This is a genomic window from Ruegeria sp. AL1, from assembly GCF_056540905.1.
Genome location: NZ_JBQFXP010000020.1, coordinates 1 through 23,787, shown reverse-complemented (window position 1 = coordinate 23,787; position 23,787 = coordinate 1). Strand labels below are relative to the sequence as shown.

General features: G+C 56.6%; 24 protein-coding genes and 1 pseudogene. 12 read left to right on the top strand and 13 right to left on the bottom strand.

From position 1 onward, the window contains the following. Positions 1 to 167: 167 nt before the first annotated feature. The 5 genes from ACRZ9X_RS21885 to ACRZ9X_RS21865 are packed head-to-tail and all read right to left on the bottom strand — an operon-like array spanning position 168 to position 5,655. A complete protein-coding gene (locus ACRZ9X_RS21885; protein ID WP_480522224.1) occupies positions 168 to 1,241 on the bottom strand; it encodes a LacI family DNA-binding transcriptional regulator in 1,074 nt (357 codons plus the stop codon). Then, positions 1,201 to 1,758 carry a carboxymuconolactone decarboxylase family protein gene (locus ACRZ9X_RS21880; RefSeq protein ID WP_480522223.1) on the bottom strand — a complete coding sequence of 186 codons (558 nt, stop codon included), beginning with the start codon at positions 1,756 to 1,758 and terminating at the stop codon, positions 1,201 to 1,203. Before ACRZ9X_RS21880 ends, ACRZ9X_RS21885 begins: the two co-directional genes overlap by 41 nt. A gap of 15 nt (positions 1,759 to 1,773) precedes the next feature. Further along, positions 1,774 to 3,366: a GMC family oxidoreductase gene (locus tag ACRZ9X_RS21875; RefSeq protein WP_480522222.1), complete on the bottom strand. Its 1,593-nt coding sequence runs from the start codon at positions 3,364 to 3,366 to the stop codon at positions 1,774 to 1,776. Next, positions 3,350 to 4,150 (bottom strand): enoyl-CoA hydratase/isomerase family protein, encoded by an 801-nt coding sequence (locus ACRZ9X_RS21870; RefSeq protein ID WP_480522225.1) that lies wholly within the window; start codon positions 4,148 to 4,150, stop codon positions 3,350 to 3,352. The genes ACRZ9X_RS21875 and ACRZ9X_RS21870 overlap by 17 nt, the downstream gene beginning before the upstream one ends. Beyond that, positions 4,150 to 5,655, bottom strand: coding sequence for an acyl CoA:acetate/3-ketoacid CoA transferase (locus tag ACRZ9X_RS21865; RefSeq protein ID WP_480522221.1), 1,506 nt, complete (start codon positions 5,653 to 5,655; stop codon positions 4,150 to 4,152). The genes ACRZ9X_RS21870 and ACRZ9X_RS21865 overlap by 1 nt, the downstream gene beginning before the upstream one ends. 160 nt (positions 5,656 to 5,815) lie before the next feature. Between ACRZ9X_RS21865 and ACRZ9X_RS21860 the strand changes: the two genes are divergently transcribed. The 6 genes from ACRZ9X_RS21860 to ACRZ9X_RS21835 are packed head-to-tail and all read left to right on the top strand — an operon-like array spanning position 5,816 to position 10,833. Further along, positions 5,816 to 7,072 carry an ABC transporter substrate-binding protein gene (locus tag ACRZ9X_RS21860; protein ID WP_480522220.1) on the top strand — a complete coding sequence of 419 codons (1,257 nt, stop codon included), beginning with the start codon at positions 5,816 to 5,818 and terminating at the stop codon, positions 7,070 to 7,072. A gap of 24 nt (positions 7,073 to 7,096) precedes the next feature. Then, complete coding sequence (locus ACRZ9X_RS21855; protein ID WP_480522219.1) at positions 7,097 to 7,999, top strand: carbohydrate ABC transporter permease; 903 nt, start codon at positions 7,097 to 7,099, stop codon at positions 7,997 to 7,999. Continuing rightward, positions 7,999 to 8,883 (top strand): carbohydrate ABC transporter permease, encoded by an 885-nt coding sequence (locus tag ACRZ9X_RS21850; protein ID WP_480522218.1) that lies wholly within the window; start codon positions 7,999 to 8,001, stop codon positions 8,881 to 8,883. The genes ACRZ9X_RS21855 and ACRZ9X_RS21850 overlap by 1 nt, the downstream gene beginning before the upstream one ends. A 3-nt stretch (positions 8,884 to 8,886) precedes the next feature. Further along, a complete protein-coding gene (locus ACRZ9X_RS21845) occupies positions 8,887 to 9,987 on the top strand; it encodes an ABC transporter ATP-binding protein (RefSeq protein ID WP_480522217.1) in 1,101 nt (366 codons plus the stop codon). A gap of 13 nt (positions 9,988 to 10,000) precedes the next feature. Next, on the top strand, positions 10,001 to 10,321 hold the full coding sequence (locus ACRZ9X_RS21840) for a Dabb family protein (RefSeq protein ID WP_480522216.1): 321 nt from the start codon (positions 10,001 to 10,003) through the stop codon (positions 10,319 to 10,321). Further along, positions 10,318 to 10,833, top strand: coding sequence for a VOC family protein (locus ACRZ9X_RS21835; protein WP_480522215.1), 516 nt, complete (start codon positions 10,318 to 10,320; stop codon positions 10,831 to 10,833). The genes ACRZ9X_RS21840 and ACRZ9X_RS21835 overlap by 4 nt, the downstream gene beginning before the upstream one ends. A gap of 2 nt (positions 10,834 to 10,835) precedes the next feature. Here the strand turns inward: ACRZ9X_RS21835 and ACRZ9X_RS21830 are convergent, their stop codons facing one another. Next, positions 10,836 to 11,261 (bottom strand): GlcG/HbpS family heme-binding protein, encoded by a 426-nt coding sequence (locus ACRZ9X_RS21830; RefSeq protein WP_480522214.1) that lies wholly within the window; start codon positions 11,259 to 11,261, stop codon positions 10,836 to 10,838. 269 nt (positions 11,262 to 11,530) lie between these two features. After that, on the bottom strand, positions 11,531 to 12,445 hold the full coding sequence (locus ACRZ9X_RS21825; RefSeq protein ID WP_480522213.1) for a LysR family transcriptional regulator: 915 nt from the start codon (positions 12,443 to 12,445) through the stop codon (positions 11,531 to 11,533). Positions 12,446 to 12,537: 92 nt separating this feature from the next. On the opposite strand from ACRZ9X_RS21825, the gene ACRZ9X_RS21820 reads away from it, so the two are divergent. From ACRZ9X_RS21820 to ACRZ9X_RS21795, 6 genes are all read left to right on the top strand, one after another. Next, on the top strand, positions 12,538 to 13,614 hold the full coding sequence (locus tag ACRZ9X_RS21820; RefSeq protein WP_480522212.1) for an ABC transporter ATP-binding protein: 1,077 nt from the start codon (positions 12,538 to 12,540) through the stop codon (positions 13,612 to 13,614). 17 nt (positions 13,615 to 13,631) lie between these two features. After that, positions 13,632 to 14,939, top strand: coding sequence for an ABC transporter substrate-binding protein (locus ACRZ9X_RS21815; protein WP_480522211.1), 1,308 nt, complete (start codon positions 13,632 to 13,634; stop codon positions 14,937 to 14,939). Positions 14,940 to 14,992: 53 nt separating this feature from the next. Next, the gene (locus tag ACRZ9X_RS21810; RefSeq protein ID WP_480522210.1) at positions 14,993 to 15,877 is read left to right on the top strand and encodes a carbohydrate ABC transporter permease; all 885 of its coding nucleotides are present in this window, start codon (positions 14,993 to 14,995) and stop codon (positions 15,875 to 15,877) included. A 3-nt stretch (positions 15,878 to 15,880) separates the two neighbouring features. Further along, positions 15,881 to 16,711, top strand: a complete 831-nt coding sequence (locus tag ACRZ9X_RS21805; RefSeq protein WP_480522209.1) for a carbohydrate ABC transporter permease — start codon at positions 15,881 to 15,883, stop codon at positions 16,709 to 16,711. 13 nt (positions 16,712 to 16,724) lie between these two features. Further along, the gene (locus ACRZ9X_RS21800; protein ID WP_480522208.1) at positions 16,725 to 18,248 is read left to right on the top strand and encodes a sulfatase; all 1,524 of its coding nucleotides are present in this window, start codon (positions 16,725 to 16,727) and stop codon (positions 18,246 to 18,248) included. Positions 18,249 to 18,514: 266 nt separating this feature from the next. Next, the gene (locus tag ACRZ9X_RS21795; RefSeq protein WP_480522207.1) at positions 18,515 to 18,769 is read left to right on the top strand and encodes a hypothetical protein; all 255 of its coding nucleotides are present in this window, start codon (positions 18,515 to 18,517) and stop codon (positions 18,767 to 18,769) included. Positions 18,770 to 18,800: 31 nt separating this feature from the next. Here the strand turns inward: ACRZ9X_RS21795 and ACRZ9X_RS21790 are convergent. From ACRZ9X_RS21790 to ACRZ9X_RS21765, 6 genes and pseudogenes are all read right to left on the bottom strand, one after another. Next, positions 18,801 to 19,964: pseudogene (locus tag ACRZ9X_RS21790) on the bottom strand (IS3 family transposase). A gap of 132 nt (positions 19,965 to 20,096) precedes the next feature. After that, positions 20,097 to 20,315, bottom strand: a complete 219-nt coding sequence (locus ACRZ9X_RS21785; RefSeq protein ID WP_480522206.1) for a hypothetical protein — start codon at positions 20,313 to 20,315, stop codon at positions 20,097 to 20,099. Between the two features lie 128 nt (positions 20,316 to 20,443). Continuing rightward, positions 20,444 to 20,785 (bottom strand): hypothetical protein, encoded by a 342-nt coding sequence (locus ACRZ9X_RS21780; RefSeq protein WP_480522205.1) that lies wholly within the window; start codon positions 20,783 to 20,785, stop codon positions 20,444 to 20,446. An 815-nt stretch (positions 20,786 to 21,600) separates the two neighbouring features. After that, the gene (locus ACRZ9X_RS21775) at positions 21,601 to 22,782 is read right to left on the bottom strand and encodes a serine hydrolase domain-containing protein (protein WP_480522204.1); all 1,182 of its coding nucleotides are present in this window, start codon (positions 22,780 to 22,782) and stop codon (positions 21,601 to 21,603) included. An 8-nt stretch (positions 22,783 to 22,790) separates the two neighbouring features. After that, on the bottom strand, positions 22,791 to 23,222 hold the full coding sequence (locus tag ACRZ9X_RS21770) for a CPBP family intramembrane glutamic endopeptidase (protein WP_480522203.1): 432 nt from the start codon (positions 23,220 to 23,222) through the stop codon (positions 22,791 to 22,793). 179 nt (positions 23,223 to 23,401) lie between these two features. Continuing rightward, complete coding sequence (locus tag ACRZ9X_RS21765) at positions 23,402 to 23,593, bottom strand: hypothetical protein (RefSeq protein WP_480522202.1); 192 nt, start codon at positions 23,591 to 23,593, stop codon at positions 23,402 to 23,404. Between the last annotated feature and the right edge of the window lie 194 nt (positions 23,594 to 23,787).

The window sequence follows — 23,787 nt, the reverse complement described above, 5'->3', positions numbered from 1 at the left end:
GATCGTCACGGTTAGCTCCTGTCATATTCCAGCCCGCGTTAACAGAACTGCGTTCGATCTGACAGGTGGGGACGGAGTTTGCGACAGAACCGGAAGCGTCGCAAGAATTCTGAAATATATCCAATCTTGGGCCGACCATTCAGAAAACCATGCTGTGTGACGCATAGTTATTTGTTGTGTGTTGCGTTCGGCACTGAAGACGAGCCGCGGGTTTTTAGTTCGGGCTTAATTTTTTGTTGAACAATTGGGTTGAGCGGGTTTTTTAGCCGATCCAGAAGGGCGATGCTGGCCAGGCGACCCAGGTTGCTTTTTGGAACATCCACGGTTGTTAGGCCGGGATTCCACAAAGCTGATTCCGGAACGTCGTCACAGCCTGTGACCGATACGTCCCGGCCGGGGCGTAAGCCGGCTTCTTGTAACGCAAGGAATGCTCCAAAGGCCAACGTATCATTATGGCAGGTCACGGCTGTAACTTCCTTGCGTGACTTCAAAAGCTCGCTCATTGCGTGGTACCCGGCTTCGCGTTGTCCAATGCATTCGATGACATATTCCCTCGGTCGAGGCAGATCACGTTCGCTGAGCGCATCCAAATAAGCCCTCACACGGTCTCTTGACGGCGACACACCGGGATTTGATCCGATATGCGCGATGTTGCGATGACCTAAGCCGATGAGGTGATCCATGATGCTGCGCATGCCTGCATAGTTGTCTCCACCGATGAAATCGACGTCGAGTCCATCAAGATCACGGGACAACATGATGACCGCAGTGGACCAAGACTGCACTGCTTTCACCATGCTGGCATCCGCGCCGGAGGCAGGACAAATCATAATGCCATCTACCGAGTATTCCCGGATGCGTTCGAGAAAAGCCTCCTGCGTTCTGGGGTTTTCATACGAGTTGGAGATGATCGTCATGTAGCCCTGACGCTCCAGCTCGGTCTGCGCCCCAGCGACAACTCCTGCAAAATAGGGGCTCTCCAAATCGTTGATCGCAATAGCGATCAATCCGGATTTCTGAGAGCGCAGAGACGCCGCGCGCCGATTGTAGACATAGCCCACTTGGCGCGCGGCTTCTTTGACGCGTTGTTTCGTATGTTCGGGAATAGAGTCCTTGTCGTTCAAAACCAACGATACTGTCGACTTTGACACACCTGCCGCGCGCGCGACGTCTGAAAGAGTAACTATGCTCGGCTCCCACTTACTCTGCTGCAGCCCGCCACTCTCGATGCGCTGTCGCATTGTCAAGCGGCGTTTTGACAATGTGGTTAGTGTAGTTTGAAAGTGTTTTGAGGCCAACGCCTAGCACAACTTCCAACACCGTCTCTTTTGTGTAACCAGCAGAGATCAATGCGGCGACATCCGCGTCCGACGGCCAGCCACGCGTGTTAACGACAACTTCCGTAAAGGCGCGGAGAGCCTCCAGTTTGGCATCCTCCAGGCTTGCGCCATCTCGGAGCGCTTCGACAATCGGCAAGTCGACGCCTTGGCTTTCCGCCTCGACAGAATGGCCTGTCATACAGTATTCGCAGCCGTTCAAGCGGCTGACCGTCATCAGCACTATTTGCCTTTCGGTATCGGAAAGCTTGGTGTTCTGAAAGAAAAGCGCTGAAAGACGCACATAGCCTTCCAGCAAAGGCGGCGCTTCGGCCATCAGCGCAAAGAGGTTTGGCACCATGCCGAATTTTTTTTGTGTGGCCTCCATCCATGGTTTGGCATCTTCGGGCGCGGTGTCATGGGTATGAATTTTAAAGTCCATTCTGATTTTCCTTTATTAAGCAGAGATACGGTTGCCACGCACAAGATCGGCGGCGCATTCCGCGATCATGACGGTAGGAGCGTTTGTGTTAGAGCCGACGATGCTGGGCATGATCGAACTGTCGCAGACCCGAAGCCCATCAAGACCGCGAAGCCGTAACTGAGGATCGACCACTGCCATGTCGTCGCTGCCCATGCGACAGGTGCCAACCGGGTGGTATCCGGTGCGCCCGTTCTGGCGCACATAGGTTTCGAGATCGGATTTACTGGTCGCACCGGGGCCGGGTGCTACTTCCATGTCCATTACATCGGCAAAGGCCGATTGGCGCATGATGTCCCGGCTGACTTCGACAGCTTCGATCGAGCCCGCGATGTCTTCAGGTTCGGCAAGATAGTTTGGATCAAGCAAAGGTTTGTCTCCTGGCTCGGACGACCGCAACCGCAGCGTTCCCCGGCTTTTGGGTCTGGTGAAATAGGCGTTGAGCGTCGCACCCACGCCAGTTGATAGGCTTTCCACGCCAGCCTCTGCGCCGACCCCAGGTAAAAAATGGAACTGTAGATCGGGAACGCCGGCTGCGTTTGAGGAATGCCAGAAGGCACCTCCTTCGGCCACGTTCGAGCTTGCGGGCCCACTGCCGAACATTGCCCATTGCAGACCGGCCCAAGCCATCCAGATCGGGTTGTCATAGCGGTTCAGCGTCTTTGTGTTCTTCAGCTTGCAGATGATGTCGATCACGAAGTGGTCTTGCAGGGCTTCACCGACGCCCGGCAAATCATGGATGACATCAACTCCGACGCTTTGGAGGTGGTCTGCCGGACCGATACCGGACAGCATCAGCAGTTTCGCAGATCCCAGCCCGCCCGAGCAGAGAAGAATTTCGCCACTCGCCTGGTAATCTCCGTCCTCAAGTCGAATTCCCGTGACCCGGCCATTCTCGACTAGAAGTTTCTGGACCTGCGTCTTGGTCTTGAGTGTCAAGTTTGGCCGATTCAGGACGGGTTTGAGGTACCCTTGCGCAGTTGAGCAGCGTCGACCGTCGCGACTGGTCGTTTGATAGATACTGGCTCCGGCTTGATCGGCACGATTGAAATCAGGATTGTACGGCATGCCAAGTTCTTGGCATGCCTGAACAAATCGGCGCGACAAGGGGTGCGGACTGGGTAAGTTGGAAACCGAAAGTGGCCCGTCCCGACCATGCCACTCTCCGCTGAGGATGCTGTTGCCCTCGGCCCGCAGAAAGTACTTTTGAATTTCGGCGAAGGACCAGCCGGGGCAGCCTTCTTCGTTTGCCCATCGGTCGTAATCAACCGGGTGTCCGCGCGTGAAGACCTGAGCATTGATCGAGCTGCCGCCACCGAGAACCTTACCCTGCGCCATCGGAATAACGCGATCATTCGCGTGCTTTTGGGGAACGGTTTCCAGCCCCCAGGTCAGCGGTCCGGTTGTCATCTTCGCGAAACCGGCGGGAATGTGGATGTAGATGTTCTTGTCCCGATCACCGGCCTCGACAAGCAGGACCTCGGCGTCCGGGTCTTCGCTCAGCCTTGTAGCCATGACGCATCCTGCGGATCCGCCGCCGACAACGATATAGTCAAATGTCGTCTTCATTGTCCTCTCCCCTAGCGGATGTGAAAATCGGTGTGCGCTTTTCCATCAATGCTCGCACGCCTTCCTGACCGTCAGCACTGTATTTGCTGGCCGTTCCCGCAATCTCGTGAACGGCATGGGCAGCAGCGGGGCCGCCGGTGAGCGCACGGAACATCTGCTTTGCTGTGGCTAAGGCATCCCCGGATTGTTTGGCTATTCTTGCTTTCAACGAAGCCATCGCCGCTTCGACATCGGTCGCAACTTCGCTCACCAGACCCCATTCCAAAGCGGTTCCGGCATCCAGCTTTCGCCCAGCCAGAACCATGTCTTTGGCGCGGCCGATGCCGACGAGGGCCGACAATCGTTCGATGCCTCGCATACCCGGGACGGCCCCGATGCTCAGCTCAGGAACCGAGAATTGCGCATCCGGATGCGCCACGCGCAAATCGGTTGCCAATGCAAGTTCAAGCCCGCCTCCGATGGCGGCGCCGTTCACCCAGGACACTGTGAAAGCGTCCAGCAGCTCGATGCGATCAATTATCCGATTTGTGGTTCTGATGTACTGACGTCCCATATCCCTTGCATGCAGTTTGCCCCAGTCATTGAAAGCGCCCCCGGCACAAAAGAAGCGATCTCCGCTACCGCTGAGAACGACCATTTGGATCGTACGGTCGGTTTCGATTTCGGCCAGTTTTACCTCAAGCTCTTGCAGCAGGTCAGCGGTAAGCGCATTGGCCTTGGCAGGCAGATTCAGGGTGAGACGCCCAACACCGTCGGAGACATCCAATGTGACAAGATCGTCCATCACGTGAAGACCTCTGACGGCATCAGCGCGACGTCTTTGACAATCGGCATGAAGCCCATATGGGCCAACACATCCTTTTCCAGATCGATGCCCGGCGCGATTTCCCGCAAAGCGACGCCTTCTGGCGTCAGCTGAAACACAGCCCGTTCAGTAACGTAGAGCGCTTCGGCACCGCGCTTGACCGCTTCGCTCCCCGAGAAGGTGATGGCCCGCACTGCGTTGACGGCCTTTCTGACGCTGCCCTCCGCCTCGATATCAAGACCGCAGGGGGCAATCGTGATCCGTGCCCCTTTGGCCGTAAACGTTCCACAGAACACCAGCTTGGGCGTATTCTGCGAGATGTCGATGAAGCCACCGGGACCAACCGGGCTGGTGCCGATATGGCTGACGTTGACGTTTCCCTCTGCGTCCATTTCCGCCATGCCCAGGAAGGTGACATCAAGACCTCCGCCAGAATAGAAGTCGAACTGCGATGTTGCCGGTATGATCGCTGTCGGGCCTGAGGCGATACCAAACAAGGCCCCAGTTTCCATCACCCCGTTGTAGATGCCCTGCTCAGCACAAAGGCTCACCTTGCGGGGGTCGATTTTGGCGAACTGGGTGACTTCTGCTGACACACCAAAACCCAGATTCACGACGCCTTCTGATGGCATCTCCATGGCCGCGCGTTTGGCGATGATGCGTTTGACGCCTGTTGGCGGGGATTCCTCGGTCGGTATTGGTTTGGCGTCACCCGAGAAGTCGGGACGATACCCGCCCCTGTACGTCTGCTCCTGTTCTGGTACGATCGAAACGCCAGCAAGCATTGCGGAAGGTAAGGAGGCCTCACGTGCCGGCAGTTCCGGCACCGCCTTTTGCACCTGCGCAAACACTTTGCCGCCGTTGTTGTGCGCGGCCAAAGCCATTGCAAAAACATCAAGGTCCGCCGGTTCGTGGCGCGTTGAGAGATTGCCAATGTCGTCAACAGATGAGCCGCGCACGAGCGCAAAATCGATCTTGGCCGGTTTGTAGCGAAGGTAGGTTTCGCCATCGAGTTTCAGGCGTTCGACAAGACTTTCTTTGCTCAGACTGTTAAGCGCTCCACCATTGCCAGTTTTTGGGTCTACAAAGGTGCCAAGCCCGGTTTTCGTGATCAATCCCGGTCGCCCAGCCCCGCTTTCGCGCAACAGCATTCCCATAACGCCGGTGGGCAGAGTATAGGCTTCGATCTGCTCGGTTTCGGCCAACTTCTGCATCTTTGGTGACCAGCTCCAGTGCCCCCCAATCACGCGCCGCACCAAACCGGGGTGTGCAAAACGGTTGACGCCGCGCGCGTCGCCGTCGCCAAGCCCGAAGGAGTGATAAAGCGTCAGGTTCCTTGGACGCCCTGTTTCAAGAAAGCGCCGTTCTATTGCCGCAAGCAGTTGATCTGGCTCCATCAATCCGCCGCCCGAGCCTGTAACTGCAACGGTCGCATCGTCGGGAATAATCTCGGCGATCTGCTCAGGCGAAAAACGTTCGACCATTTCGTTCCCTTCCGTGCGACTCAGGAGATAACAAATTACTAGATCGTTTTAGTAAATCGATCTAGTAATAGTTAACGAGTCGCTTACAGAGTTTGAACCCGCAGCACGCGGGGAGGTCAGAATTTCGGCAATTTGCCAATCAAAGTGGGAGGGAAGTGAAATGAACCGATTGATCCAAACAGTCTCGGCGCTGGCGTTCAGCACGTTTGCCATGGCCGGGGTCGCGGGGGCGGAAGGCAAGCTGGACATTCTGCACTGGTGGACATCCGGGGGTGAGCTTGAAGGCATCAAGCTGCTTCGCGAAAACGTTGAGTCCCAGGGCATCGAGTGGGTCGATGCGGCCTCTGCGGGCGGTGCGGGGTCCAACGCGCGCACTGTATTCCGGTCGCGTATTTCGGCGGGTGACCCACCGAGTGTCATGCAGGCGCTTGGCACGGAAGTGAACGAGTGGGCCGAGCAGGGCGTGTTGGGAGATCTGTCGAGTGTCGCCGCCGATGAAGGTTGGCTTGAGGTCATTCCCGGGCCTTTGCAGGAATTCGTCAATATCGACGGACGCGTGGTCTCGGTGCCTGCCGTGTGGTCGCAGATCAACTGGGTTTACGGCAACAAAGCGCTGTTCGATGAGCACGGCGTTGCGCCACCGCAAAGCTGGGCCGATCTGGAAGCAGCGGCAGAAAAATTCAAAGCCGCCGGCGTTCTACCAATCGCTCATGGCGGTCAACCCTGGCAGGATACGGCCGTTCTGGACGGTGTCCTGGTGTCAATGGACGATCCGGAGTTTTACCGTCTTGTGGCTGTCGAACAGGATCAAGAAGCGCTCCGCTCGGACAAGATGAAAGAGGTGCTACGCCGGATGCGCTGGTTCTCAGAACAGCTGGACGATGCCAGCCCGGGCCGGGAGTGGACGGACGCACAAGCGATGGTCAAGAACGGTGAGGCTGCAATGGTCTTCATGGGCGATTGGGGAAAGTCCTGGCAGATGACCTCGGGCGGTGTGCCGGGCGAAGACTTCATCTGCTTCCCAACCCCAGGTTCAAACGACATGTTCGTTTTCCTTGCTGACTTCTTCTTCTTCCCGAAAGTTGAAGACGCAGCACAAGAGACGGCGCAGGTTGCCTTTGCCAAAGCGGTTATGGACCCGACATTCCAGGCCGAATTCAACCTTTTGAAAGGCGGCCTGCCTGTACGGACCGACGTGCCGGGCGACCGTTTTGACATGTGCACGCAGGACTCGGTCGAACGTCTGGATCGCGCGGTCGCGCGTGACGCGCTCGTACCATCCCTTGGATTTGCACATGCGGTGCGGTCGGATGTCCAGGGTGTCTTCCGCGATGTTATCGCCGAATACATGAACAATCCGTCAATGACGCCAGACGAGGCGATCGAGCTTCTGATCGACGATCTGAACCTGCTGTAAATCAGAGATCAGGAAAACACGGAAATGAGCGCCAGAAAATCCTTTCGGCAGTGGGCGGGCGAGCATACCTCCCAACTCGTCCTTGCCCCAACCGGGCTTCTGGCGCTTGTTTTCATATATGGGTTTATCGTTTTGACGATTTACCTGTCGATGAGTGAAAGCCGTATCCTGCCCGACTATACCTTTGTGGGCTTTGAACAATGGGCGCGGCTTTGGGGGTCGCGACGCTGGTGGACAGCGTTGACCAACCTTTGGGTTTTCGGTTCGCTATTCATCGGGTTTGCCATTGTCATCGGTTTGGCGCTGGCCATCTTCCTCGATCAGCAAATCCGGGCCGAAGGAGTGATCCGCACCATTTACCTGTATCCCATGGCGCTGAGTTTCATTGTGACAGGAACCGCGTGGAAATGGATCTTGAACCCCGATCTGGGGATCGAGAAGACCTTCAAAAGCCTCGGCTGGGAAAGTTTCGAGTTCAACTGGCTCGTCCAAAGCGAATTCGCGATCTACACGGTCGTGCTCGCGGCTGTCTGGCAGTCTTCCGGGTTTGTCATGGCGATCTTTCTGGCCGCTTTGCGCGGCATTGACGCTTCGATTACTCAGTCGGCCATGGTCGATGGCGCCTCGGCCTTTCGCATCTATCGTCGGATCATCATTCCACAGCTACGACCCGCTATTTTCACCGCCGTGATCCTGCTGTTGCACATGGCAATCAAGAGCTTCGATCTTGTGATCGCGCTCACCAACGGCGGCCCCGGCAGTTCGACCGATCTTCCTGCAACGTTCATGTACGCCTTCGCGTTCGAGCGTTCGCGACTGGCCATCGGCGCAGCTTCGGCCACGATGATGCTGTTCACGGTGGTGGCAATCATTGTGCCCTACCTCTATGTCGAGCTTCGCGCACAGCAACAGGATGGGCGCGGCTGATGGTCGGTGATGCGGTTCGAGGTCAAAGGACGGCCATAGACCGACTGCTTCGGTTGTCGATTTACGTGCTGTTGATCCTGTTTGTTCTGTTCTATCTCAGCCCGCTCTACGTAATGCTGGCGACATCGGTTAAATCTATCGACGAGATCGAAACCGGTAACCTGATGGCCTTGCCGCGTGACGTCACTTGGGACGCGTGGAACGAGGCCTGGAACGTTGCGTGTATTGGCACCGATTGCAGGGGAATGGCGCCGTTCCTGCTCAATTCGCTGAAGGCGTCCTTGCCCGCCACAATTATCCCGACCCTGATCGGCGCGCTGAACGGTTATGCTCTGTCGCTTTGGCGCTTCCGTGGCTCAGAATTGTTCTTCGGTCTGTTGCTGTTCGGGGCCTTCATCCCCTACCAGATCGTCCTTCTGCCGATGGCGCAATTCCTTGGCTTCATGGGTTGGTCGTCCTCGGCGCTTGGTCTGGCTTTTGTTTACTCGGTATACGGATTGCCGTTCACGACGCTCTATTTCCGGAACTTTTTTGCGGCATTCCCAGAGGATCTGGTCAACGCTGCACGGGTGGACGGCATCGGGTTCTTCCGGTTCTTCTGGCGCGTCGCTTTGCCGGTGTCGCTGCCGATCATCGTGGTCAGCGTGATCTGGCAGTTCACAAACACCTGGAACGATTTCCTGTTCGCCGCTTCCTACACTGATGCTGACAGCGCAACGGTGATGGTCGCGCTCAACAACTTCGTACAGGTGGCCACTGGTGTGAAGCGATACAACGTCGACATGGCGGCCGCGATCCTGGCCGGATTGCCAACCATCCTCGTCTATGTCGTGGCGGGGCGTTACCTGTTGCGCGGCCTGATGGCCGGAGCTGTGAAGGGATAGATCATGGGTACACTCTCGATCCGCAACCTCAACAAGTCCTTTGGCGCGCTACACATTCTAAAGGACATTTCGGTCGAAGCCGCACAGGGCGAGTTTCTTGTTCTTGTGGGCCCATCCGGCTGCGGAAAGTCCACGCTGCTTTCGGCGATTGCCGGGCTGCAAAAGATAGACAGTGGTGATATCGAGATCGATGGGCGCGATGTATCCAAGATGCCGCCCAAAGACCGTGATATCGCTATGGTTTTTCAAACCTACGCGCTCTATCCCAATCTGACCGTCGCCGAAAACATCGCTTTCCCGCTTGAAGCGCGCGGCATCGCCAAGCCCGACCGCAAGGCCGCCGTCGATCGGGTTGCTGGCATTCTGCATATCGAACCCTTGTTGAACCGCCGCCCCAAGCAACTTTCCGGCGGTCAAAGACAACGCGTGGCCATGGGGCGCGCTTTGGTGCGCGATCCCGAAATATTCCTTTTTGACGAACCCTTGTCGAACCTCGACGCGAAACTGCGCGTCGTGATGCGGACGGAGATCAAGAAACTTCATCAGCAACTTGGCACGACGATGGTCTATGTCACGCATGACCAGATCGAAGCCATGACGCTTGCCACCAAGATCGTGGTCATGAAAGACGGCGTGATCCAGCAGGTCGGCAAACCCATCGACATCTACGAACGCCCGAAAAATCAGTTCGTCGCCGGTTTTATGGGATCACCTGCGATGAATTTCCTGAGCGGAGTCGTGGCCGACGGTGGCGTTGAGATAAAACGCCCCGACGGTGGCAACGTTATTGTGCCGACGCCGGCCATGGCAGAGGTGGGCCGCCCAGTGACGCTGGGCATCCGGCCTGAAGCCCTGTCCGACGCGCCTTTTGGACACGGCGAACCTAACGCGCAGATCGAATGGCCAGTGGATCTATTGGAGCCCACAGGTGCCGAGACCATCGGCATTCTGTCTCCTCAGAACGAGGAAGAAGAAATCGTCGCGCGGTTCTCTGCCAAAACACCGGTCTCAGCGGGTGAGGTGGCTTTGCTTCACCTCAACCTTGCAGGGCTTTGCGCCTTTGACCCAAATACTGGTGCCGCCATCTGGCACGCAGCCGCTTAACAGAGGGATAATCATGACCGGAAAAATTCTCAGACATGCCGTTATGCTTGGATTCAAGGACGGTACCACCGAGGCAGAAACTGACGAGATTGTCCGCAGGTTTCACGCGCTTCAAGAGGAAGTGCCAGGCATCGAAGCTTTTGAGTGGGGCGTGAACAACTCGCCCGAGGGCCTGTCGAACGGGCTAAGCCATTTCTTCCTGCTGGATTTCGCCACCGAGGACGCCCGCGACACCTATTTGCCGCACCCGAACCACGTCAGGTTTGCCGACTGGGTGGGGCAATACGTCGAGAAAGTTACAGTGATGGATTACTGGGCGAGTGAAAAACCATGACGCCGTCGGCGCATACCCGGGGCATTCACCACATCGGCTTCACGGTCCCCGATGTCGCCGAAGCCATTACTTTCTTCGAAACAATGTTTGGTACTGTAAAAGTGCTCAGCACCGGCCGCTTCGATGTTGATGGCGACTTCATGGAAAACTGCCTCGGTAGCAAACGAACCGCGACCCTTGAAGATTTGGTATTCCTGCGGTGCGGAGACAGCGCCAATATCGAACTGTTCCAGTTTTCCGGAGACGATGAAGACGCAGGCTATAGGCGGCCTAGTCAGATCGGCGGATTTCATGTCGCGTTTCAGGTCGATGACGCGAACGCCGCCGCCGCCCGATTGCAGAAACATGGTGTCGAGTTGCTGGAAGGGCCATCTTACATCGATGACGGCCCCTTCGAAGGTCTCACTTGGGGATATGTTCGTGCACCCTGGGGACAACTCTTCGAACTATTCAGTTATGATTACCTTCGGTTTGAGGCAGAATCTGAAACCAAGCTTTTTAAACCGGAGTAGATTCAACTCAGAAGTCCAAGTTTAGATAGTGCGGTTTCGGCACATTCTATATCTTCCGGTCCAGCGGCACCCGAGACACCTACGGCACCGATAAGCTGGCCATCTTCGAAAATCGGCACGCCACCGTCCCACGCGCATAACCCAGGCCGATTGCCAGCCCCCATGGCCAACTCAGGCGAGGAACTCATTCGTTCAAAAAATGCGCGGCTGGATTTCCCGAGCGTCGCAGTGAACGCCTTGTCTTTGGCGAAAGTAGAAACTGCGGCCGGCACCCCATCCATTCTCGCGCTGGCGACGACTTGACCGGACGGATCCAGGACGGAAATAGCCACACTCCAAGAGTTTGCCGAAGCATGGTCGATGGCATGATCAATGACTTGCCGCGCCGAACGACAGGAGATCACTTGTTGAGGTTTTGCATGAGGCATGTTGCGGGTCTCCTTGATAACTAAATGGTTACAAAATTTTCTTCAAATTTTCAATACCTCACAATAATGAATAAGCCCAAAGCTCTCTGGCCAAACTGAGGCCAAATTCAATTTGATGAGCGCCGAGATAGACCATTTCGATCAGGATCGGGCAGCCATAGCTTTTGAGCATCTTGCTCCTGACATTTTCGAGTGCGCGCTACCAGAAATGCACTCGACCTGGCTGGCATGGGAGAAGCTTGCGTCAAAACCTGGGACGAAACCCGCTGTTATTTGTCCATGCAGCAAGAGCGCGCGCGCGTGATCAGGTCCTTGATCGGAGGAAGCTCTACGATGCTGGATCGAACGGCATATCCGCTGATGACGCGACCGGGCCGTGCGGGGAAGGGCAGTTTGACAAGGCCATTTCTCGAGAGTTCTTGGTCAAGCGCATCAACGGCGAAGATGACGTGGTCGCTGGCGCGGGCAACGGCCATCATCGCCGTGAGTGACATGATCCGGAGCGAGAATTGCCTTGAGGATACAGCCATACGCTGTGCCCAGTTTTGCACGTTTCCCTCAAGTTTATCGTCACTGGAAAATCCGATCCAGGGATAGTCGGCCAACAGCTCAGCTTGGGGCGTGCCCACCGAAAGCAAGGGATGCCCTTGCCGGACAAAGACCTGCAGTTCCATTTCAAGCAGGGGTTCGCAATGCACGCCGGGTCTGTCGAATTCCTCGGACAACACCCCGAAGTAAATGTCAAAGTGCCCGTCGATCATTCGGGGCACCAGATAATCCCCTGACCCGGTGACTATATCCAGACGGATCTGTGGGTGGTCGGCACAAAAGCCCGGCAGGATCTCGGGCAGCAGTTTAACGTTCCAGACGGGCCCTGAGCCGATGCGCAGTTCGACATCCGTCAGCGAGGCCGAGTTCTGGATTTCGGACGTCGCAAAATCAACTTCGCGGGTCAGCCATCGGGTGCGCTTGCGCAGTGCCTCGGCGGTTGGCATCGGGCGCAGGCCCTGGGGCGTTCGCTCGAACAGTTGCACTCCGAAATCTGCCTCGAGCTGCGCAATGCTCTTAGACACGGCTGATTGAGTGATGCCAATCGCCTCAGCGGCGGCAGTGGTGCTGGCTGTGTCGTAGACGGCGGCAAAGACGCGCAGCTTACGGGGCAGGAGGTCAGGTGTATTCCTCATATTCATCCCCTGCTGAATTTTATGAATTTGATTCTAGCCGTGAGACGGGGGACAAAACAAGGTGGAAAGACCAACAAGTCAGGACTTACCCAGTGAATTCGGTGGAGCTAAGACGCATCGAGAAACGTTATGGCGCGGTCGAAGTGATCTCGGACCTGTCGCTGGCGATCCGCAACGGTGAGTTCATCGTGCTCCTGGGCCCGTCGGGTTGCGGCAAGTCTACGCTGCTGCGGATGATTGCCGGGCTTGAGGAAATCTCGGGCGGTGAGATCGCGATCGGCGGTGCGGTCGTCAACAATATCGCCGCGCGGGACCGGGATGTGGCGATGGTGTTCCAGAATTATGCTCTCTATCCGCATATGAGTGTGGCCGAGAATATGGGCTTTGCGCTGAAGATGCGGAACACCGACGCGGCCGAGATCGCGCGGCGCGTGAACGAGGCCGCAGAAATTTTGGGGCTGCAAGACCTGCTGGCGCGGAAACCCCGTGCATTATCAGGTGGTCAGCGGCAGCGCGTGGCGATGGGGCGCGCGATTGTGCGCGATCCCAAAGTCTTTCTGTTCGATGAGCCGTTGTCGAACCTCGATGCCAAACTGCGCGCCAGAATGCGCGTCGAGATCGAACAGTTGCACCGCCGACTTGGTGCAACCTCGGTCTTTGTCACGCATGATCAGGTTGAGGCGATGACAATGGCCGACCGCATCGTGCTGATGAATGACGGCGTGATTCAGCAGGTTGGCAAACCGACTGATTTGTATGACCGGCCAGAGAACCTGTTTGTCGCCGAATTCATCGGTGCGCCACAAATGAACCTTGTGTCAGGCACGTTGGCGAAAACGCCTGACGGTCTGGTGTTGCGCCTTGAACATGGCGGTCAGGTTGCGCTTGGTTCGCTGGAAGCCCCGACGCAGGACCCCGTGATCTGCGGGTTCCGCCCCGAGCATCTGGATATTGCGCCCGGTGGCGACGGATCTGAGACCGTCGTGGCGACCGAGTCACTGGGGCATCAGACGATCATTCATTGTGATGGGATTATGGGGCGGGTGGCCGCCTTGATCGACCGCGCGCAAGACGCGGCGCTGACACTGGATACGCCTGTCACCATTACGCCCCGACCGGGGCAATTCCATCTGTTCAGCGCCAAGACAGGACAGCGCCTGAACGGCTGACAGCGGAGGAGATGACAATGCTGAAAACACTGAGAAACACGGTCGCCGCCGTGCTTCTGACCGGGCTGCCCGCAGGGGCCTGGGCCGAAGCCGATATACAGATGATTATCAACCAATCACCCTGGTATCCCGGCTTTGAGGCCACGGTCGAAGCCTATGAAGAGGCCACTGGCAACAAGGTCAATATCGAAGCGGTGCCGTTCCCGGTGCTGCTGGAGAAGTCCCGCAACTCGGTTCGGGCGGATGAAGGGATCTATGATCTGCTGACAATCAACGCGCTCGGCATCATCGAAATGTACGAGGGCGGGTTTCTTGAGGCCGTGTCGGATATCGACCCCGATTACAGGCTGCGTGATGACATCTCGGATTTCGGCGGCTCGGTCTATTGGGACGAGGCCAGCAAATCCATCGGCAGCGGCAAGCTGATGGCCCTGCCGATGGCCGGGGTGATCCAGTTGCTGTATTACCGCGCCGACCTCTATGAGGAAGCCGGGTTGGAGGTTCCGACCACATGGGAAGAGCTGATGGCCAATGCCAAGGCGCTGCACAATCCGCCTGAACGCGTGGGATTTACCGTGCGCGGCTCGCGTCAGAATGTGGGCTGGAACGCGATGCCCTATATCTACAGCCACGGCGGAACAATCTTTGCCGATGAAGCCGGCGGCGATTACGCGGTCACGTTCAACAGCCCCGAGGCGCTGGCCGCGTTGGAGACCTTTCTGAGCTTTGCCAATGATGTCGGCCCCGATGATCCCGGCGCAACCGGTCAGGCCGAGATGATTCAGTTCATGGCCACCGGACGCTCGGCCCATACAATCATGGTCAACGCGGCCTGGGCCGGGCTGGAGGACCCGTCCAAATCCATCGTCGCGGGCAAGGTCGGCGTGGCCGAGATCCCCTCGGTCGCGGGCGGGCAGAACTACAGCTCGACCGGGCATTTCATCGGCGGCATTCCCAAAAACATCCCCGATGACAAGAAACAGGCAGCACTTGCCTTTATGAAGTGGCTCAACACGCCCGAAGGACAGCGCGCCATGATCGAAAACGGCTCGGTTCCCGTGTCCATCGGGTTGGGGGCGTCGGATTTTGACGATCCCGAGAAATACCGTTTTCTGGATGCCACCGCACAGAACGCCAAGAACGCGCTGTTCTATGCGGCAGTCCCTGAGCGCAACGAGATCAACTCGATCATCGATTTGCATCTGAACCTTGCGGTGATCGGCGACATGACGGCTGCCGAGGCGCTGAACAAGGCGGCGGCCGAAATCCACGCGGTGATGGAGCGGGAAGGCTACGCCACAGGCAAGCTGCCGGACCTGCAGTAAACCAACCGGCCCCGGCGCGCGCGCCGGGGTCGTCCCCCTGAAGGACGGATCAAATGATCGGCGACCGAAGCTGGAAACTGCTGTCTCTGGGCCCGCTGGCAACCTTGCTGGTGGTGTTCACCATGCTGCCGATCCTTCAGATCGTCTGGATGGTGTTTCATCAGCTCGAATGGGTGGATGGCGAGGCTGTGACCACCTTTGTCGGGTTTGATAACATTCGCAGATTTCAGGCCGATCTGTTCTACTGGCCGGGCCTGTGGAATACGCTGTATTTTGCCTTTTTCGCAGTGGTGATCCAGTTTGCCATCGGCCTGTCGTTGGCGCTTGCGGTGTCTGGAATGAAGGGCTGGGTGCGGGTCGCGGCGATCTTTGTAATGCTGCTGCCGGTGGTGACGCCGCCCATCGTGATCGGCGCGGTCTGGAACCTGCTTTACAATGCCGATTTTGGGGCGATCAATCTGGCTTTGACGACACTTGGACTGCCGAAACAGAACTGGCTGGCCAGCCAGTCGGCGGCACTCTGGGCAGTGATCATCGTCGATATCTGGCACTGGACGCCGTTTGTGTTCCTGCTGATGCTGACCGGGCGCGAGGGGTTGCCGGAAGAGGTTTACGAGGCTGCCGAACTGGACGCCCGCAGCCGCTGGCAGGTGTTGCGCTATATCACGCTGCCGCTGATGATGCCGGTCATAATCTCGACCCTGATCCTGCGCATGATCCTGTCATTCAAGGTGTTTGACGAGATTTACCTGCTGACCTCGGGCGGCCCGGGGACTTCGACCGAAGTGGTCAGCCTTTCGATCCAGCGCGCTTATTTCACGCAGGACGATATCGGGCTGGGGTCGGTGATGTCGCTGTTCACTCTGGTCGTCGTTGCCACGCTGGCGCTGGTGACGCTGTGGCTGCAACGCCGTTTCGTGCAAAAGACCGAGGGTTAGGCCATGTCACATCCAAACCGATCCTCTGGCCTGCCCGCACTTGCCCTTGTGGTGATCTACGGAATTCTGGTGCTGGTCCCCTTTGTCTGGATCGTCACCATTGCGTTCAAAACACAGATCTCGATCCTGTTGGGGCAGGTCGTCTTTACGCCGGTCTGGACCAATTTCGAGGAGTTGCTGTTCGGCAAATCCTCGCAATATCTGTCCAGCCTGAAAAACTCGATCATCGTGTCGGTGATCTCGACCGCGCTGGTGCTGGCGATCTCGACAATGGCCGTATTCACCCTGTTCCGGCTGAAGGTCGGGCGCTGGGTGCGGTTTGCGCTGTTCACCTGGGCGATGATCTTTCACATCCTGCCGCCGATCACCTTTATCGGCATCTGGTTCGTGCAATTGCTGTCCGTGGGCCTTCTGGACACGCTGACCGGGCTGATCCTAGCGGAAACCGTGCTGCACCTACCGCTGGCGCTGTGGCTGATGTTCAGCTTCATCCATGAAGTGCCCGAGGAACTGCTGGAATCCGGTCGTCTGGACGGGTGCCGCGATGCGGACCTGTTCCGGCAGATCGTGCTGCCCTTGCTCAGACCTGCGATGATTGCCGCCGGGGTGCTGGTGTTCATCTTCATCTGGAACGATTTCATCGTGGCAGTGAACCTGACCTCGAGCGCGACCCAGACGATCCCGGTCACCATCTCAAGCTATGCGCAGGAATACGACATCCGGTTTGGTGAGATGGCGGCGGGCTCGGTCCTGTCGGTCATTCCGGCGCTGGTCTTTGTTCTGATCGGTCAGAAATACATCATCCGTGGCCTGCTGACCGGCAGCCTGAAATAACAGTGAGGGTCCTATGAAAGTTCTTTTTGTCCTGTTCGACAGTCTGAACCGAAACGCGTTGGGGGCCTATGGCGGTACCCACATGGCTACGCCCAATTTCGACCGGTTCGCCGCCAGATCCGTGCGGTTCGACAATCACTATGTGGGCTCGATGCCCTGCATGCCTGCGCGCCGTGATCTGCATACAGGGCGTCTGAATTTTATGCATCGCAGTTGGGGGCCGCTGGAACCCTTTGATAATTCGATGATCCGCGAGCTGAAATCCTCTGGCATCTGGACCCATATGATCACCGATCACGCCCATTACTGGATGGAGGGCGGGGCCACCTATCATACGCAATATTCCAGCTTTGATTTCATTCGCGGGCAGGAAAAGGACCGCTGGAAAGCCATGGTACAGCCGCCGCTGGAGCGCTGGCGCGAGATGTATCACCCGCAACAAATTCAGGGGATGGACGAAAAATACGTCCCCTACATGATCAGCCGTGACCATCAGCCGACCGAGGCCGACATGCCGCTGGCCAAATGCATGGCCTCGGCTTTCGAGTTTCTGGACACCAACGCTGACAAGGATGGCTGGTTCTGCCATCTGGAGTGTTTCGATCCGCACGAACCCTTCTGGTCCCCCGAACGGTTCCAGGGACGACGAGACAGCGGCTACGAAGGCCCGATCCTTGACTGGCCGCGCTATGACAAGGTCAGCGAAAGCGCCGAGGAAATCGAAGAGCTGCGCAACAACTACGCCGGGCTGGTCGAGATGTGTGACGAGTATTTCGGGCGCTTGCTGGATCACATGGATAAGCATGATATGTGGAAGGATACAGTGGTGATCCTGACCACCGATCACGGGTTCCTGCTGGGCGAACATGAGTGGTGGGCCAAGAACATCACGCCCTATTACAACGAAGTCGCCCATATCCCGTTGATGATCTATCACCCTGATCACGCCGATCAGGGCGGCGCGTCCCGTCAGGCCCTGACACAGACCATGGATCTGATGCCCACGATCCTGTCACTTTTCGAAACCCCTATGCCCGAGGGGGTAGAGGGCAGGGATCTGACGCCTTTGCTGGCCGCAGACGGACCCGGACACGCGGCGGTGGCATATGGAATCTTCGGCGGATCCGTGAACATCACCGACGGGCGCTATACCTATTTCCGCTACCCCAAGGATATCGCCGATCAGGAAATCTATGAATACACGCTGATGCCCACGCATCTGGAAGAGGCATTCTCGGTCGACAATCTGGCGCAGATGGATTTGTCCGCGCCTATGGCATATGCGCAGGGATTACGGGTGATGAAAATCCCGGCCCGCAAGGCCGAAGACGGCGATATCGACGTGCCCTGCATGGGTACGCCGCGCGAAACGACAACAGTTCTCTATGACCTGCATAGCGATCCCGGCCAATACAATCCCATCGATGCGCCCGAAGTCACGCAGCGGCTCGAAATTCAGCTAAGGGAAATCATGACGCGCAATCAGGTGCCTGAAGAGGCGTTCAAACGGATCGGATTGCTGCCTTATGACCTCTGATCCAAAGAAAAGGTGTTCCCGGTTTTTGAGAACCCGTTGGGTTTGTCGCGGATGCTGACGCTTGGAACTCGCACTTTTTCTACACTGTTGACGAGAATCCAACGTTGAAAGCCTGTCTAAGATGGCACGCAACGACGTGCGCGCTCGGATGTTCGTAGACTCAGGAGTGGTGTCAAAAACAGCCCGGCCATCCTATGGGTCTTCGCTCGAAAGCATTCGAACAACTGGCCCCTGAATGAAGCTGCCATCGTTTTGAGGGTACAGCAATGCCAACAACACCACTGCCCGAATGGCTAACACCGCTGGCTGCAAAACATGGATTGCGAGCTTTAGTGAGAAATATGCATAGCCACTGCAATATTTCTTACGGGCATGGAGGCCTTAAAAGGGCGCTGCGCAATGCAGCAAGACAGCTGGATTTCGTATCTGTGACCGGGCATGCACATTGGCCTGACATGCCTGTTGCCGATCCAAGCGTGGCCCATATCGTGGACTTTCACACTAATGGTGTTGCAGGTTGATCTGCCCCACTTGTGTGGTCCAATTTGACTGTTAGTGCATGACCGGTCTTTGGTCCATTTGAACGATGGTTTCCGGGGCCGGCTGTATATATCCCAGTGCACTGTGGGGCCGCTTTGTGTTGTAGTGTCCCCTCCATTGTTCGATCAGAATTTGAGCTTCGCACAGGCTGTAGAAGACTTAACCGTTGAGCAGCTCATCCCTGAACCGGCCATTGAAGCTTTCACAATATCCGTTCTCCCGCGGGCTCCCGGGTTCAATGTAAGCTGTCTGGGTGCCGACGGAGTAATCCAGTCTCTGACGGCCTGGGCAACAAATTCCGGCCCGTTATCTGAACGGATAAAACCGGGTGCGCCACGAGAGATGAACACATCCGTCAGGGCATCGATCACATCGACAGAGTTCAGCTTGCGCTTCACTTTTATCGCCAGGCGCTCCCGGCTGTGCTCATCAAGGATGTTCAGGGTCCGGAACGCTTTGCCATCGTCGGTTCGACAATGAACGAAGTCATACGACCACACGTGGTTGCGATACTTCGACCTCAGCCGAACACACAAGCCATCGTTCAGCCAGAGCCGCCCTTTCTTCGGTTGTTTCACGGGCATTTTCAGACCCTCTCGCCGCCAAGGCCGTTCAACCCGCCCATCACTGACAGACGAGCCGGCCTCTCTTAGCAGCGCAGCGATCCTGCGATAAACATATCGGCCGTATTGACGGGTCAGCTCAATCATGTCGGCCACCAGCCGGGCTTCGTCTGCGCGACCTTTTGGGATGCGCCGTTGCGTGGACCGTTGTTGTCCCAGCACGCGGCAGGCGCGTCGCTCAGATACTTTGAGTTGGCTGCGGACATAATCGATGCAGGCACGACGACGAGCGGGGATCAGTAGGGCTTCGCGTTCAGGGCTACAAACCATCCACTGGATGGTTTGCTTTACGACCTTCATCCTTTGTGGCTTCCGTCAGAATCAGTTTGTCCAGCGTCAGATCAGACACCGCGCGCCGCAGTCGCTCGTTGTTCCGCCTGACAAACGATCCCCCGGATCGTTTGCTTGAATGGCTCTGATGCTGAAGCGGCTTCAGTTCTTTCAACTGATCTAAACCCATTCCGCCGTACTTATTTCGCCAGCGGTAATAGGTCTATTCAACAACACCAATCTGCCTGATCGCATCAAGACGGGACATGCCTAGCCCCATCAGAACTTCAACCTGCCGTCACTTCGAGACAATCTCTTCGGGCTTTGGCCTCTTCTTTACCATTCATGGCCCTCCGTTTCCTAGACACAACGGTGGACCAGTTCAGTTGGGGAGGCTCAGATTCTGACCTGACTTTCATTTGGTAGCAGCTTCCTGGATATGGTCGCCTGCACGGTGCACCACGGACGACGCAGGGACGACTTTCACAGCTTGCGTCCCATTTTCACGCTCGCAAAAATAAATAATGTGAGGTGTACTTTCGGCATCACCTGCGCGAATAAAGTCCACATAGTGATCCCCTCCCGCAGCGATGCAGGTCACTTTCCAGTTTGTGATGGCCTGTTCCTCCGTCATAGACCAGCACATGCCAGGCATGATGGTCATGGTAACAAGAAGAATTTTTATTGATCTTTACCCTATTTATTCTTGAACATTTAGACTCATCTTCCCCACTCACCTGTGTGGAGACGAATTGTATTGGATCATCCCGCCCACCGAAACGGGCCACTACCTGATTGCACCAGTTGCTCATCTTTTAATTCTGGTTCGGGCTTTTGTGCATCCAAGACATGCCTGTCTTTCGCTAGCTGGTCCGTCTGATATACACAGATTGCACGCTGGAATATTTTCTCGGCCAACAGCGACGTGTCATTGGTTTGCTTGCGACGGTCCAATTCTCGGGATAGCTCTCGTAAAACGCCTGAAGGCAAGCTCTTTACTACTGTGTCGAGAGCTGATTTCAACCCGGCATGTCCCTGGTCGAGGCCCTGCTGATACGCGGTGCTCGACTTAGAGCAAGCCGGCACAAAAAACTCCAAACTCATCAAATACCACTCTTTCACTTACCAGGACGTTCTACACCCGGCGCCGCACACTCATTACAAATTCTGTTTTCGTGATGAACTTTGGCGACTAGCTGGTCGGAAATGGGAAGTTCTCAATTCACAGGAATAGTTTACGCCACGTCATCCAGTGCAGAGCCAAACACAGTGCGAAACAAACCACAGGAGAGTCCAAAGAGTGGGCTCCCTTTTTCTATGCCGCCAGCCGTCAGTGTATCCATTTGGTTTTCAGTGCGTTCCAACTGCTCCTGTCGAGGCGGGTCTCTCCGATCGTGTCACCGTCGGCAACCATTTGATCAGTCCAGAAGTTTGTTGAACCTAATTTGATGAAGACTATCGCACTGTTTTATGCTTTAGGGACAAACCTAATTTCGAATCCAGCAAACGCCCGGAAGAGCAACGGCAGGAAAGTCTCGTGTCTTTCCTGTTCGCGGCACGCGAAGCGAACGGCGGTTGCTGCGCTTGCATCCGTTCTACGTTCTTCTACTGGTTTGCCGTTCGCACATGATGTGATCCGGGTCGAAAGATAACAATCCCGTCGCAAATAATCTGATCACATTCGCAAATAATGTGAGTTTGGCACTCTGGACAGCGTCAATTAATTCGAGCGAGAACCCGGGATGTTTGCAATCCGAGCGCTGGGTGAGTGCAATCCGTTGCAGCTAGTGTTCCTTGGTGCTTGTTGCCTTCAATTCAATCAGGAGCAGTTTTCAGAATGATCTCTTTGAAAGTTTGCAACGGAACCTGGCCAAGAACCTCTTAACGCAGATTTCTGGCCCTATCCGCAACTAACACACTTACCTTTTTCTTTTTGTTTCAGGCTCTTTGATCAGTGTAGCGGCTAAAGCCGTTTCAAGACTGCTCACGAGGTCGCGGTTGACCCCCTCCATCCTGATGTCCGAGTTGATCTGAAACGCCACTGTAATCCCGGACTGCGGATAGTGCCGTAAGCTTGAGACATATCCTGGAATCCAGCCTCCGTGCCCGTAGACCGGCCCTAGTGGCGCATCCGAATAAATCGCGACACCTCTGCCATAGAGTACACCCGGTATGCCCGGATCTACCGGTACGCCCGCCAGCAGCCGGTCCAGATAGGGTCCGTCCAATGCCTGCCCGGTAAAGAGGGCGTGCCCCCATCGCGCGAGGTCGAGCGACGTGGCGGCAAACCCTCCGCCCGTCCACTCAATAGCCGGGTTCCACAGCAGAGTCCCTTGGTCGTCCATCGTGCGGGGCGGCAAGCCGAAGGGGTTAGTTGCCTCGGTATACCCGACGGCCAGCCCTTGAATGTTCGTTCTGTCAGAAGGCGTCACCCCGGTCAGGGCAAGCGGGGTCAACAGCCGATTTTGCGCAAGGGTAAAGACATCCTCATCGGTGACCTCTTCGATCACCAGCCCCAGCAACAGATAGCCTGTGTCGCAATAGGACCAACCGGCTCCTGCCGGAAAGAGCGGGTCTGTGTCCAAGACCAGCGCGATGGCCTGTTCCGGTGAGGCCTGACCCGTCCTGCTCAATGCGATCAGAGTTTTGGCCGCACCCTCCATATGCACGTGGTCGGGTATGCCTGCGCTATGGGTTAGCAATTGCCCTAGCGTCAAGTCCTGTGCATTCGGAAGGCGGTGGAACCATGGCAGATGACCCAGATGGTCAGATACATGGTCCGTTTGATTGAAGAGCCCGTCGCGTTCCAGAGACAGGAACAAAGCCCCCCAGATCGTCTTGCCAATACTTGCCGCCAGCATTCGGCTGTCCGGAGTCATCGGTTTCTGCAACTCCACATCCGCAAACCCCACCGCGACCGACCCGGTTGTTCCGTCAGCCAGAACATAGGCGGCGGTTGCTCCGGGGAACCCGTAGTCGGCGCGAAACGCAGCGAGAACCTCTGTCAGTCTGGCATCCAGATCATCATTTGTCTGGGCCAGCGCGGCAGGTATGACAAGCAGGCTTAGCGCCAGTACGATGGGACCAAACAAGTGCATCATCAGTCTCGCTAACCGTGTATCACCTGTGTCACAGCACCTGTGTGGAACAGCATTGTGTCTCGGTTCCAGAATACGACCAGTCCTGTCACCACGATCAGAATCCATGTGTCATAGGGCTGGGCATCTGGCCAGAACGGTTTGATCAACTGCCAGTGAAACAGCATGGGCCAGAGCAAACTGCCACGACTTGAGTTGAAAATTGGCGTGACCAGAATGCTCAGTGTGATATTGCCCAGAAAGAAGGGCAAGAAGTTCCAATCCGCAAACACCACGCCGCACAGGAAGAAAGCGGGCAGTTGCCATAGGTCCCAGATCGCACCGATAATTGCCCGGGCCCAGACAGGGGCCATGCGCCGTTGCAGCAAGGGTTGTGCAAAGCCACGCCAGCCGAGCTCTTCTATTGGGCCGAGAAACAGCATCAGAAAAAACAGCGCCACCATGGATCCTGCTTCACCGAGCGGGATGGGGCCAGAACAGTCCCGCCTTTGATCAGCGAACCGAGGACAAAAACCATGGGGAGGCCGATCAGGATAACTACGGCCCATAGCGGCGAGCCACGCCACAGCAACAATCGGGACAGAAATAGTTTCAATCCGCGCAACCCTGCAAAGGCCAGCACCTATACAACAGCGGACAGAGCCGGGGCCCAGGTGGCCAGAAAGAACAACGGATGAGCGCCGCTAAGGGCACGGAACCTTGCGGTCGCCCAATCGGGGGCGGAGATATACATCCCAACCACGCCCCAGGTTACGGCAAAGGTCAGGGCGAAGAAACCCGTTAGCGTGGGGGGCGAAGTGGTGAGGGTTGTCAAGATATCTCTCCTTGTGGCCGGAAACCTCCAACAGATCAGAACGATCCCTGAGGCCCGATATCCCGGCGCAACAAGGCATGACTTACTTCACCACCTGCACCGAGTGCCCTGCCACTCCACGGTGCCTGACGCGACGAACTGCGCGGCCAGTTGCGACCCCATGTCGGTCAGATCGGTTTCAGGCCCCGCGAACC